The sequence below is a fragment of the Cryobacterium ruanii genome (assembly GCF_004404055.1).
GTDB classification, from domain to species: Bacteria; Actinomycetota; Actinomycetes; order Actinomycetales; family Microbacteriaceae; genus Cryobacterium; species Cryobacterium ruanii.
This window is the reverse complement of the sequence record NZ_SOHK01000009.1, coordinates 96301-109744: the sequence shown is the minus strand read 5'-3', so window position 1 is coordinate 109744 and position 13444 is coordinate 96301. Positions and strand designations below refer to the sequence as shown.

At 62.5% G+C, this 13444-nt stretch carries 10 protein-coding genes; 5 read left to right on the top strand and 5 right to left on the bottom strand.

Annotation, left to right across the window (positions count from 1 at the left end; all coding sequences use genetic code 11):
* Positions 1-75: 75 nt before the first annotated feature.
* The 5 genes from E3T47_RS06395 to E3T47_RS06375 are packed head-to-tail and all read left to right on the top strand — an operon-like array spanning position 76 to position 6928.
* Complete coding sequence (locus E3T47_RS06395; protein WP_166805642.1) at positions 76-2199, top strand: glycosyltransferase family protein; 2124 nt, start codon at positions 76-78, stop codon at positions 2197-2199.
* Positions 2196-3353, top strand: a complete 1158-nt coding sequence (locus tag E3T47_RS06390; RefSeq protein ID WP_241982010.1) for a DegT/DnrJ/EryC1/StrS family aminotransferase — start codon at positions 2196-2198, stop codon at positions 3351-3353. The genes E3T47_RS06395 and E3T47_RS06390 overlap by 4 nt, the downstream gene beginning before the upstream one ends.
* Positions 3354-3402: 49 nt before the next feature.
* Positions 3403-4455, top strand: coding sequence for a glycosyltransferase family 2 protein (locus E3T47_RS06385; protein ID WP_206751331.1), 1053 nt, complete (start codon positions 3403-3405; stop codon positions 4453-4455).
* Positions 4452-5576 carry a glycosyltransferase gene (locus E3T47_RS06380; RefSeq protein ID WP_134555314.1) on the top strand — a complete coding sequence of 375 codons (1125 nt, stop codon included), beginning with the start codon at positions 4452-4454 and terminating at the stop codon, positions 5574-5576. The genes E3T47_RS06385 and E3T47_RS06380 overlap by 4 nt, the downstream gene beginning before the upstream one ends.
* Positions 5573-6928: a hypothetical protein gene (locus E3T47_RS06375; RefSeq protein ID WP_166805640.1), complete on the top strand. Its 1356-nt coding sequence runs from the start codon at positions 5573-5575 to the stop codon at positions 6926-6928. The genes E3T47_RS06380 and E3T47_RS06375 overlap by 4 nt, the downstream gene beginning before the upstream one ends.
* Here E3T47_RS06375 and E3T47_RS06370 read toward each other — a convergent pair.
* The 5 genes from E3T47_RS06370 to E3T47_RS06350 all read right to left on the bottom strand — a co-directional run bounded on the left by E3T47_RS06370 (position 6907) and on the right by E3T47_RS06350 (position 13416).
* Positions 6907-8247, bottom strand: a complete 1341-nt coding sequence (locus tag E3T47_RS06370; RefSeq protein WP_134555312.1) for an O-antigen ligase family protein — start codon at positions 8245-8247, stop codon at positions 6907-6909. The genes E3T47_RS06375 and E3T47_RS06370 overlap by 22 nt on opposite strands.
* Positions 8244-8870, bottom strand: coding sequence for a hypothetical protein (locus tag E3T47_RS06365; RefSeq protein ID WP_134555311.1), 627 nt, complete (start codon positions 8868-8870; stop codon positions 8244-8246). Before E3T47_RS06365 ends, E3T47_RS06370 begins: the two co-directional genes overlap by 4 nt.
* A complete protein-coding gene (locus E3T47_RS06360; protein WP_134555310.1) occupies positions 8867-9511 on the bottom strand; it encodes a hypothetical protein in 645 nt (214 codons plus the stop codon). The genes E3T47_RS06365 and E3T47_RS06360 overlap by 4 nt, the downstream gene beginning before the upstream one ends.
* Positions 9508-11283: a glycosyltransferase gene (locus E3T47_RS06355; RefSeq protein WP_134555309.1), complete on the bottom strand. Its 1776-nt coding sequence runs from the start codon at positions 11281-11283 to the stop codon at positions 9508-9510. The genes E3T47_RS06360 and E3T47_RS06355 overlap by 4 nt, the downstream gene beginning before the upstream one ends.
* Before the next feature lie 168 nt (positions 11284-11451).
* Positions 11452-13416, bottom strand: a complete 1965-nt coding sequence (locus tag E3T47_RS06350; RefSeq protein ID WP_166805639.1) for a WecB/TagA/CpsF family glycosyltransferase — start codon at positions 13414-13416, stop codon at positions 11452-11454.
* Positions 13417-13444 lie beyond the last annotated feature (28 nt).

Below are 13444 nucleotides of genomic sequence, written 5' to 3'. Positions count from 1 at the left end.
ATGCCAGCTTTTCGACCGGAGTCAGCTGGGGTGGCTCGCCCGCGATTGGCCTTCTTTCGGTGGACACGAGCCGGATTGCCCGCCTTTCTGCAAGCTCACGTGCAGGAGCAACGCCGCAGCCTCGAGCAGTTCTTCGAAGTGGTCGTCATCGACGCGGACTGCGACTACGACGAAGTATGCACGCGAATCCGCCCTGACCTTTGCCTGTTTGAATCCGGCGTGTACGCGGGGACTCGGGTGATTTACAACACCGCTACTCATCCGGGAATACCAAAATTAGGGTTTCTCCACGCCGACGCCTTTGATTCCTCCCGCGCGGCTTTCGTCGCGGATATGGCGCGCTGGGATGTGCACTGGTTCGTCACGACTTCCATGGCGATGGCTGAGTACACGCCCGAAATCGCCGGGCGACTGTTCGTCTGGCCCAACGCCATCGACCCAGCTGTGTTCCGTGACTACGGTTTGACCAAGAATGTTCCCGTGTTGCTCACCGGTAGCCAGGCAAGCCACTACCCTTGGCGGAATGCCGTGAGTCGTGCTCTCGTTCCCGAATTCATCACCATGAATACGCCCCACTTCGGGTGGAATTCGGAATCGGCCACGGGGCGCATGCTCATTGGTGAGGGGTATTCCCGCCTGCTCAATGCGAGCAGTTTTGCTCCGACCTGCGGCACCATAGCCCAGGACGTCGTTCGGAAACATCTGGAGATTCCGGCCTCCATGACGTGTCTGGTTACGGAACGAACAGCATCCATTGAAGCCTTCGGCTTTGCTGACATGGTGAATTGCGTCTTTGCGGACGAAAATGATGTTGTCGACAAGCTCAGTCACTTGCTGGACAATCCCCACGAGCTGGACCGGATCACCCGAGCGGGGCACCGGCTGGTGCATGATCACCACACACTGGCCCACCGCAGCCAAATCATGCAGTGGTTCGAACTCGTCCAAAGTCACGGCACGCAGATAGAGATCGCCCAGCAGTGGCCGAACGGTGCGCTGAGCCTCGCCGCCCGGCCTCGGCACTCCCCGGCGGCGAGCCGCCCCGGTCGGGACCGACAGCTGATCAGTAACGGGTGGAGCGCCCTGCAGCGTGCGGACTATGCGACGGCACAGCGTGAATTTGTGCGCTGCCTGAGCTATTTCTTTATTCCGGAAGGTGCAATCGGCCTCACCTACACGTCTCTCCTGCAAGGCGACTGGCGGGCCGCGCACGACTGGCTCTCCCGGCTGCAGATTGCGGTCCTGTCCCACCACCAGTCGGCAGAACCCGACCCGGTGCACTGGGCGTTCGAAATTCGGGTCGCCCTGTGTCGTGGCGACGTGCACTCCGCAACCGCCGCCGCCCTGATGTACCCTGCCATGCTGCATCCGGAATTGGACCGGATGCGTGCCATCGTCGCCACACTGACCGGCCAAAACCGCGAGACGGGTCCCCAGGCCGGGGCGCAGAGGCGGTACTCAATCAGTCCCGTCCCCTCGCTCTGCCTGGCCGATTGGCACGAACACCTGCTGGTCATGCTTCAGGCCTGTGGTCAGCCTGATCTGGCCACCCGGCTGGGGCTATCAGACAGCGCACGCCGGTCGCTCCCCGCCGTACGGAGGGGTGTCACCTCACCGCGAGCACATCATCGGCTTGCTGTGCGCATGTCGCGCTTAAAAAGGGGCAGCACTCTCGCGCCGGTGGAAAGATGGTTGCGCGCTCGGCTGTCTCCGTATAAGCAGCGGGTGACCGGCACCGGCTGGTCCCGCTACCTGCACGGTTTCGTGCAGGGCGAACCCGTGACGCGCGCAGCCATACTTCTCGGCAGCGATTCTTGGAGCAGGTCCAGCCGTGCCGTACAGCGCGGCTTGCTCGACAACCCTGCCGTCACCGAGGTTTCTGTACTCGACACGCCGCGGCAGAGGCCCGCCGAACTCGTTCGACAGCACAGTCAGGAGAAGCGTTTGATTTTCGTCGCGAAAAGCGCCAGCGCTCTGATCGACGACATCGGCGTGCTGGACACGGCGACAACGGTAATCCTCGAAGGAACCGATGCACCTGCTGGGTACCGAATTTTCGCAGAGCTGACCACGGCTCGAGGGTTTCGAATTGTTGACCAGCGACCGGAGTGGGGCGGCGGCATTGTTGTGCTGCGCAGCTCGCCCGAAGGATACAAAAATAGACCACAATCACCAGATCAGAACGGACCGTCACTGTGACCTACACCGACCAGATTCCTCTCCCGGTACCACTGGTAGACCTCAGCTTTCAACACGCGCTGATTAAAGACGAAGTGCAGGCAGGTTTTGATCGCGTGATGGCCAACGGAAGTTTCATTCTCGGCCCCGAGGTGGAGAGATTCGAGGCGGCCTTTGCTGCCTACTGCGGTGTCGACCACGTTCTCGGGGTTGCCAACGGCACCGATGCGCTCGAACTCGTCCTGCGTGCAGCCCAAATCGGGCTGGGCGACGAGGTCATCTTGCCCGCCAACACGTTCGTGGCCACCGCGGAGGCAGTGCTGCGAGCGGGTGCCATTGTGAAGCTGGTTGACTGTGACGAGGACTTTCTTATCGATCCTGAAGCGGTGCGATCGAACATGTCGGCGCGTACCCGGGCTGTAATCGGGGTGCACCTCTACGGACAGATGGCCCCGATGGAACTCCTGCGTCGAGCTGGAGGCCCCGACGTCTTTCTCGTTGAAGACCTGGCACAAGCGCACGGGGCAACCAGGTTCGGCGCACGCGCCGGCAGCCTGGGCGATGCCGGTGGAACCAGCTTCTACCCCGGTAAGAATCTCGGTGCCTACGGAGACGGCGGTGCGGTGCTTACAAACACCCAACGCGTTTCCGATATGGTGCGAGCCCTGCGCAACCACGGCGGAACCAACCGATACGAGCACCGGTTCCCCGGGCTGAACTCTCGATTGGATGGACTTCAGGGGGTCGTCCTGTCGGCGAAGCTTGCTCGACTGGACGGATGGAATCAACTGAGGCGGGATGCTGCGCGATACTATGACGACCTACTGCAAGCGATGCCTGAGGTTGTCGTTCCACGCGTGGTCGAGGGCAACGAACACGTCTATCACCTGTACGTGGTTCGGGTGCCAAATCGTGACCGTATTGTCAATCATCTTACGGGGCTGGGAATCAGCGCGTCCGTGCACTATCCGGTACCCGTGCACCTTCAGCCCGGGTTCTCCGACCTTGGTCTGCCCCTGGGAACTTTTCCGGTTGCGGAACGCCTGTCGAATGAGATCATGTCCCTCCCGATTTTCCCCGGCATCACGAACGAGCAGCAGGACCGCATTGTGGCTGCGCTACAGAACGCCCTGGTCCTGCATCGACAGCCGGCAGTTCTGCGCGCGGCGGGCTGAAGTGAAGACCGCAAAACTCCACGCAACGCGCCGGGTGAGGGCTCCGAGGGTGCGTCAGACACCCATCCGGATGCCACGGGTGAGCGTTGTGATCACCAATTACAACTACGAGCGGTACCTCCGACAGGCGGTAGACAGTGCGCTCAGCCAGCGCGGCGTGGCTGTCGACGTCGTCATTGTCGATGACGCATCATCGGATGGTTCGGTGCTGCTGGCCGGGAGCCTTGTCGCAGCCGATCCACGAGTCACGCTGGTCGCCCGTACACAGAACGGCGGACCAGCCAGTGCCTTCAACGATGGTCTGGCGCAAACCACCGGGGAGTTCGTCGTTAGGCTCGATGCCGATGACATGCTGACGCCGGGCTCGATTGCTCGTGCCGCTGCCCTCGCCGAACAGTTTCCCGGCGTAGGCCTGGTGTACGGGCATCCGGTGCATTTCGCGGAACCCATGGTGCTGAGGCATCGAGACCAGGCTCGGAGCTGGACCGTCTGGCCGGGACGTAGCTGGCTGGAACGTAGATGCCAGGTGGGTCATAACTGCATCACGTCACCCGAAGTCTTGATGCGTGCAAGCACCCTGCGTTCAGTCGGCGGCATGCGTTCCTTGGCGCACACTCATGACCTGGAACTGTGGTTGAGGATGGCTCGTGCCTCTGACGTGGGGTGGGTAGGCGGCGCCGATCAAGCCTGGCATCGTGAGCACTCCGGCAGTCTCTCCGCCCGGGAGGTCGATGTCAAACGTGATCTGGAGGAACGAGCCAGCGCATTCAGCACGCTGTTCACTGACGGTCTGGGTGATACTGCCCAAAACGAGCGGTTACTGCGAATCGCGCGCGCCACTCTGGCCAACGAGGCGCTTACCCGAACCACTCAGGCCTATTCGGCCGGCCGTGGGGCTTCCCCGGAAACTGACTGCTACCTGCACTATGCCCGGGGGATCCACGCCGATCTCGACAGCTTGCCGCAAGGGAGAGCACTTCGTCGGGCGCAGAGGCTGGGGCCGGTCAAAGCTCGCTACTCACCCAACCTGCTCGCCCATGCCGTCAGGCATCGTGCCGCGCTTGTCATCGGTCGGTATCGCTGGCGATCGACGGGCGTATGACAACGGGAGCAATCGTCTTCATCGCCGGCACCCGGTGGGACTCAGTGGCGGGAACCGATCGCCGACTAATGACCGCGCTGGGCATCGTTTTTCCGGTGCTGTGGGTTGATCCACCGTTCTCGGTGCTGACCCGTCGACGCGGCGGCGGAACGGAGCATAACCGCGAAGGCATGTCTCTCGTGTCACCCGGTGTCACCCGGCTTCAGACTCGAACCTGGCCGGGCGCGTCGCGGCCGGGCATTCGGCGAGCCACCACGGTCATTCTCGAGCGGCACATCCGCTTGGTGGTGCGAAAACTGCGGCTGGAGGTGACTGCCGTGATCGTGGCATCACCGCGGCAACGGTTTCCGCGCCGCATCGGCGGTACCCGTTTGCTCTACGTCACCGACGATTGGCCGTCGGGGGCGACCCTGATGGGGCTGTCTGCAGACCGGATTGAGAGCGATCTCGAACGAAACATTCACGATGCACACGTCACGGCGGCGGTGTCCCCGGACCTCGCCTCCCGACTCGCCGACACCTACGCGGTTACGGTCGAGGTGCTGGCGAATGGCTGCGATCCAACCAGCTACGAGTCGCACGGTTCTGTTCGCACACCCGTCGCGGGCCTGATCGGACAGCTAAATGAACGCCTGGATCCAGAGATACTGGAAGCGGTGCGGGCAGGGGGGACCGAGATTATCGTGGTCGGACCGCGCGCCGAGCGCACTGCCGTGACTCGTGCATTCCTCGACCGTTTTCTGGGGGCGAGCGGAGTGACCTGGCATGGCGAAGTGCCTCAAGCCGAGCTGCCGGCCCTGCTCGCACGCATGGGGGTGGGGCTCACCCCCTATACCGACACGGTCTTCAATCGCGCTAGTTTTCCACTGAAGACCCTGGAATATTTGGCAGCGGGGCTGCCGGTCGTGTCGACGGATCTGCCGGCGGTGCGGTGGCTCGATACGGATCTGATCGAGGTCGGAATGGATCCGGCCGATTTCGCGCACCGGGTGCGCAGCATGCTCTCCCAACCCGAAAATGTGGCCGAAACTGCCAGGCGCATCGCTTTCGCCCGACAACATAGTTGGAATGCTCGGGCTCGGCAGTTGCTTGATCTTCTTGTTTCGGGCGCACGGGCGTGAGGGAATGGAGTATGAGAATATATCACAATCTGTCTGCTCGCCGCCGCCGGTGGAAAGTCGTCGCGGTCTCGTCTGCGCTCGTCGTTGCTGTCGGGCTGCCCATCGTGCTGCTGGGCACGTCGAAGGCCGACACAGTCGAACCGGTGCGGTCCGACTCGGTGCAGCCGATCTCGGGAGCCTTGGCTCTGCCACGCATTCCGTGGGAGGGCGGACCCGCCTACTGGGATAATTTCGAGAAGGCGCAGGCTGCCGGTTGGAGCGACCCAAACTTTTTTCCCATCGTGTCCTGGTTCGGAAACTTTAGCTCTGATGCTGAAGTGCAATACGACAAATCGTTGGGCATAAACACCTACAGCGGCATGTGGGATGGCACCCCTTATCACCTGTTCGCCGACAACGGCGTGTTCTGGATCGGCGGCAAACTGAATGACAGTTTCACCGACGACAGTGCAAACTGGGTGGGTCGATTTCTTGACGATGAGGTCGACGGCCGGTTCACCCCGGCAGAGGGACAAGCGCACCTGCAAAGAATCGTCGATGACATTCCCAATGACGGCCGGTTCAAGTACGCAAATTTCACCCAGATGGTGGTGGCGACAGACCTCGACCAGCGCGTCGCGCAGCAGTATGTGAACGGGTATACCGATGTCGTCTCGGTCGACATGTATTGGTACACGATTCCCTATTGTGACTGGCAGCCTTATCGGGACGCCTACCTCGAACCGGTGCAGCAGTCCAACTGCCGCACGGCGTCGAGCTACGGAAAGATTGCCACCGGGCTAACACGGCAGGATGCCGCCGACGGCCACATGCAGCCCCGCTGGCAGTGGGTGGAAAACCTTAATGGCGGTCCACCCGAAGCGCCGCCAACGAACAACATCAACCCGGGCCAGCTCAAGGGCGCGGTGGTGAGCTCCATAATTAACGAGGCCCGCGGAATTGCCTATTTCAACCAGAGTCTGGGCGGGTCGTGTCAGACGGCTAATGCCTTCCGGCAATCGCAAGTCACTCCGGAATTTTGCGGAAATGCCCAGGTCGAAGCCGTAAAAGAAGTGAATGCACAAATTCACGCGCTGGCCAGCGTCATCAACACCCAGTCGTACGAGTACTCTTTCGGTGCCGAGCTGGACACTATGCTCAAGAGCCACGACGGATATGCCTACGTTTTCGCAATGATCGACGGATCATCGGTGCCGGGTGATCGCACCTTCAAGCTGCCCTCGAGTGTGCACGGGTCTTCGGCTGCTGTGGTGGGCGAGGGACGTACCCTCTCAATTGATCTTGCCGGGCGATTCCGCGATACTTTCGCCGAGGAGTACAGCTATCACGTTTACCGCGTCAAGATCGATTGAGCGGATTCCGGTACCCGGGCACTCGAGAAAAGTCGAAGTGCGGCACCGCAGAGGCCCAGAAGAAGAAACAGCATTCCCGCTGACATCGGGAAGGATAGTCCGTCAAAGAAGGCCATCATGATGGCCCCGGACAGGGTGGACGCGAGCAGGGCCAGTGCTAACTGGCGGTCGATCCGCGTGGTCGCACGCTCGCGAGCCAGACCGGCGGAGACGAGCGCGGTGGTCACAAGCGTGAGAAAAGCGAGGAGCCCCAGGATGCCGAGTTCGATGGTCAGCAGCAGGTATTCGTTGTCGAAGATGTGATAGCGGGCCAGGAGCGTGCCGAACCCCTTCCCCACAAAGGGGAACCTGCTCACCAGCTCAACTGCGGCGTCGTAGCTGCTCATGCGGGAGAGGGTACTCGGGTCCGCCGCGATTCCCGTGAAGAGCCCGCGGATTGTTCCTAGCAGGCCAGGCACCAAAACGGCGATCATGCCGGCAAGTGTCACGCCCAGAGAACCGAGAACCAGCCGAGCCCGCCCGGAGAAGCTGGGGAAGAGCACAACCAGGCCAACGACGAGTCCGACCAGTTCCGACCGAGAGACCGAGAATACCGAGGCGACGGCTATTATCGCAGCCGGAAGCCAGCGTGCGATCAGGGTACGAGTCCTGTCTTCCAGTGCCAAAACGATGGCGAGGGGAAACGTCAGGCAGAGCACCACACCGTATTCCAAGGGCTGGCTGGCGGTCGCCGTTGCTCGGGTGAAACCGCCGCGGGAGTCCAGAACTGCGAGGTCTGAACTCATTCCAGGGATGGAGATCCAATCGATCAGGGGATTTCCGGTGAGAAACTGGGCGATCCCCACGACAGCCAGAACAGCCACCGCCCAGGTGATGCGTCGCAGGAGTCGGTGCAATGCCTCGACCGTGCGTAGGCCGTCATTGGCTACAAGCAGAATTCCGGCCCACGCCGCCAGGCGCAGCATGCCGTTGTCTGCCGGATTTATTTCGTCCGCTGGAAGCCCCCGCAAGAGCGCGGTGGAGTAACTGAGTGCGCCGATGATGAGCAAACCGAAGACGGCGAGTCGAACGGGCTGCGGCCGCCAGCCCGATTGCGCGTGGCGCTGCACCTGCGACCAGCACCACCACATTCCAGCAAGCAGGGCCCACAGGGATGCTGGCCGCCCGGCCGACCCGAGCGCGGTGAAGGTTAGGTTGGACGGCACCGCCAAGAGGAGCACAAGGTAAACCGTGAGCACGGTGAGCCCGTCGAAACCTCGATTCTGACCGTCCGTTCGCTGTCGGGAGATGCGCAGGATCGCGGCAGGCGAGGCGCTCACTCGCGGAAGCTGGCGGGCAGGCCGCGTTGCCGAGACAGGAGCAACCCGTCGATGAAACCCAACCCGAGCAGCGATAGTGCTACGCCGCCGACCGCCACCAGGGCCACCACCTGGAACTGATCCTTGAGCACAAGCACGCTGGTGGGCTCGCCGGTGAGTTGCAGTGCGTTGATCTGAGCCGTGGCCGGAACACCCGCTTGATTTTGGAGCGCGGTCAAGGTCTCGGAGATGGCCGTCTGCGCCCGGTCGAGCACGGCGGTCACGGCCGCATCGCTCGGCCCCGAAACGGATACCGTCATGAGCGGGCCGCTGGTTGCTGGGTCTCGAGCCACGGAGATCTCCGCGCCTGGATGGCCGAGCAGAATATCTTGTCGCACCGAGTTCGAGTTCATTGCTGCCACCAGAATCTCACTTGCCTGGCCGAGACCGCCGAGATAGAGGTAGGGGTTTCCCCCGACGGGAATGGTCTGTGTGCCCGGCATAAGCAAGATGCTCGCCGCGCGCTCATAGCTGGGGGGTACGGCGGAATACGCGGCGAAACACAGGGTCGCGGTGAGCGCGAGTGCCCCTAGCAACAGAAGCCAGCGGCGTGCCAGACTGCGCAGAAAATTGTTGAGGTTCATTTCGGTTGTACTTTCTGCGATATTCGGTCGATCGTGACGGCCAGGAATGCCGCCACTGCCAGGCCAACGAGGATGAGTGAAACCAGTGCCCGGGCGCGGGCATCGGTGGAGCTTCCGACATAGTTCGCAGTCGTCTCATTGGGCACCTGCTCGATGTGAATTGTGTCGACGACAGGCACGCCATTGCTCTGCTGCCGCTGCGCGACCAGGGCGGTGATGTGCGTGACTAGCCCGTCAACTGTTGCCGTGGCCCACTGCGGATCCGGTCCCACGGCGCGAACCGTGAGCACCGGATCTGGAAAGCTGTATTGCCACTGTCCGCCGCGGTTGGGCATGAGCACCTGATAGCCCTGATCGACCCCCGCACCGAAGAGGGGGGCGCCTTCGGCCAACCGATTAGTGGGGCGTCCGTTGTGTATCTCACTCTCAATGGCGGAGGCGAAACTGACAAGGGTTACCCTGCGCTGGTCGTTGAAAGGCGCGAGGGCAACATCTCCCGGGGCAACGAAGACAACCTGAACCTCGCTGTAGTAGGAGCCGTGCCGCGCGAGGGTGGCATACAGGAGACCGGTCGCTATGAGAACCACCATTACGACATACCACCGTCGGGCGAGAATCTGCAGCAGGTTGCGAGTCGTCAACGGACCCACCGAACGAACCGGAGTTTGATGTCGTCCAGTCCCGCCGTGCCGAAGAGCCGTACGGCCACCCATTTGACCCCGGCGCGCAGTGCCTCTCTCACAATTCTGGTTGGCACCGAGATCAGATGGTCGACCAGCATCCGCCGATGTGCGGGCACGGTGAGCACGTTGAGCTGCGCCCCGAATAAATGGGCGTAGGGCAGCGGAGAGACGAGTCGACCGCGCACCCGATTGCTGACGTTCGAGCCGTGCACCACCTGGAGCCAGCCGGGTGCGCCGTCGATTTCGATGACGGGCATGGACTCGCCCAAGCGGGTGTGCCAGCCGGCCCAGCAGGAAACGGGGTCGTCCCAGCTTTCCCACACAGAGCAGAAGGCATTGTGTGCATCCCGCCGCAGGTAGAGACCGTTCCGACTCACTATGAGGCCGCTCGTGAGGTAGACGGCAGCACGGTGCTGGGGGGCATCCGCTTGCTGCACTCGGTCCACGAAATCTGTGGCCAGGCCGTCGTCGTTGTCTAGATTGGTGGTGATAAGTACATCGCGCTCTCGACCCACGACACTGCGAATATCGGAAATGAGTTCAGCTCGGCTCACCGAGGAACGAAACACGGCCCGAAACACGCCGTCCGCCTGAAGGGCGTTCACATGTTTCCGAAGCCAGGCTGGACTTTCGGGATCGAAATAGATGATCCAAGTGAAGTTCTGGTTGGTCTGCGAGCGAACGGACGGAACGCAGTAGCGCTCGAACAGGATGATCCGCTCAGCCAGCCAGCCCTCCTGCGCCCGAATCACCCGTTCCGGTCCCGCGGACGGCAGGTTGAATCGGGTCAACAGCACGTGCTCGATGCTGGATGCTGCGGTCGGCCCGACATGCGCGGCGCCGGTCAAAGTCGCGTGAGGCAGGCCGTGCCAACGGCTGCGACGAGCCAGCACAGTGGCTGTATGGCGTTGGGCCGGTTGGTCCAGCCGCAGGCAGGCATGGAGCATGACCGCACCGCGAATCCAGGCGGCGTGCGCTGGCGTTCCCCAGACCTGCGCATAGCGCACACGGTTGACGGCCATCAGCGCTGTCTGAGCGTCTGATCCGCCCGATCCGCCCTGCCGGTGGCGAATGATGGCCGCCGGTTCGAACCAGACGACGGCCCCAGCGTGGCGGGCGCGGCGAAAATAGTCCGTTTCCTCTGAGTATAGAAAATAGCGTTCATCCCAATCCCCGAGGCGTTCAGCCAGGCTGCCATTGATGAGAAGGGCAGCGCCGGTGGCCCACTCCACAGGTCGGGGAAGTCGATAGTGTGACGCTCTGCGGTCGATCTCCGACAACCAGCCGGGTCGACGACCGAGCTGATTTCCGAAAAGAGCATCGCCAAAAGTGCGCGTTATGGACGGTTCGCGGCGGAGCGAGGCCTGGCGCACGCCGGCTAGGTCTTGCAGGAGAGGCACGACGATCCCCGCCCCGGTCTGCGCCATTCTGCTGTGGAGGGCGGCAATGGCGCCGGGCATCACCTCGACGTCCGGGTTGAGGATCAGTATTGCCCGTGAGGTGCCAATTGCGCGGCGGGCGATATTGATCCCGGCGGCGTAGCCGAGATTGCCCCCGCTGTGCAGCACGCGTACCTGCGAGTGGGCGGCCAGCTTGGTCAGGGTGTCGTCGGTTGAATCGTTGTCGACTACGACGACACGCAGGTGCAGGGCCGGAGCCCCAGCCTTCAGGCTCTGCAGCACGGCGTCGATTTCGGTTCCATTGTTGTACGTGACGATGACAACATCCACGTCGACATCCCTTGCCACGCAGAGGCTTGCCCTCAGGGTCACAGCCACTCCCCGTTCGGACGGGGGCGCGTGCAGGACATGTTGGGCGTGTTCACGTGGTTTCCTTTGCCGGTCGAGCGATGGTCGAGAACATTTCGCCTGCTGGCGTCAGAATGCACTGAGCATTACTCATTTGATCTGATGCTCGAGGTTAGCGCTGACCGGGGGTATCGGCGACGCCCCCGAAGGGGGCGTGGTCGCCGCAGCGATGACGGCCTTTGCAGCCGCCGCTGGCACCACTACCGCTGGCACCACTACCGCTGGGACCACTACCGCTGGGACCACAACCGCTGGGACCACTACCGCTGGGACCACTACCGCTGGGACCACTACCGCTGCGACCACCACCGCTGGTACCACTACCGCTGGTGCCGATGGGATGGTTCCGCGCTGTTTGGAGCGGCTGGAGTCGTCCCGCTCCCAGAGGGGCAAAGACGTGCGCGCAGTCCAGGTATGGTTCAGGCGAGCTGCGAGCGTGAGCGCGCCGTACCAGCAAGCATCCACGGCTTCGGCCGGCCCTCGCACCGACGCGAGAATCGCCAAAACTCGTTCTTGCGTGGATCCGGCTGTGTCGAGCTCCACGACACCACGCCGCTGTCTGGTCAGCACCGCGAGCAGCCCGGCCGCGTGGCGTGGTGTCCGCACGACGGTCGGCACCGACGATAGCGTTCGCTTCTCCGATTCGGTGAACACGCTGTCGACGAACGCGTCGTCGGCGGTCAATTCTGGGAAGCGACCAAAACGGTCATGTCCAGCGGCGCTAAGCGCATACCCTCCGGCTCCCCAGAGCACAGCACTCGTATCCGGAATTCGCACGCGAGCCCGGTAGTAGCATCGAACGGGGAGCGAAGCCCCGGTCGTGTCGTAGGAAAAAGCGGGGCGTGCAGCCAGTATCGACGGCGAGCGCACTGCCTCGAACACGTCGAGCACTGCGCCGGGTGTGATCTCAATGTCAGCATCGAGATACAGACGAGGCCACGAGTGTGCGGCGTCATCGCCCACATTCATCGCGCCCGGTTTGGATGCATCGTCGATCTCGAGCACGACTACTCCGGCGAAGCGACGGGACAGCGCCGCCGTAGAGTCAGTGCATCCGTTACAGACAACGATGACCTCGACCTGGCCTTCCGCGGCCAGGCCGGCGAGCGAACCAAGGGTGCGCTCGATCACGCCAGCTTCATTGTGTGCCGGGATGATGATGGCACCGTGCCGGCTACCCGGTTCCAGGTTCCAGGGGGGGGTTGTGACCAAGGAAGGATGTGGTCCTATCCGCGACGGCAGTTTAACCCTGGAATAGACAGCGTCGGATTTGCTGGTGCGTCGAACCAGAAGGTAGGCGGCCGGACCATCGACGAGGTAGCGTGACGCGAGGCGGGTGGGCTCGATCGCCAGGCGCCAGGCCCATTCCAGACCGCGATTAACGACCCAGCGCGGAGCGCGACGAACTCGTCCGGCCAAAAAATCCACGACGGCGCCGAAGGCAAGTAGCACGGTCGCCCCCGTTTGTGGGCCGTGTTCGGCTATCCACAACTCCTGCCGTGGTTTTCCGAGCCCCACGACCAGCAAGTCGACATCGGCACTCTTGATCTCCGCAGCGAGGGCTGCCGAGCGCACCGGGTCTGATATGACCTCGCGACTTGGTGCCCAGTAACCGGCCACCCGCAATGTTGGCTGTGAGCGCGCGAACTCGGAGCGCAGACGTTGGTGGGTTTCTTCCATACCCCCGAGAAAGCCGACACGTACGCCTAAGTGCCCGGCTCGCTCCAGGATGGGTCCGATCAGGTCGCTGCCGGCGATACGTGGCCAGGGATGCCCTGTCAACCGTCGCGCGTGGGCGGCGAGCGGTGCTCCGTCGATCAGCTTGAGCCATTCGACCGGTGCTGAGCAGCTTTTGGGCGGTACACGGTCCAGGATTCCGGCCAGATGTGCACCGGTTCCGAAATGATGAACGTGATCGAGGTTGATTGAGGCCACCGCGAGTGGAGCTTCCGCTCTGTTGGTGAGGTGATTCGAAATGCGTTCCAGCGCATCCTGCATTTCCATCAGGTCGACCACCGACCCGCCCAGCACGATTCGTGAACCATTGACTGTCATCTGTAACTCCATTGGGGTCTGGCGCGCG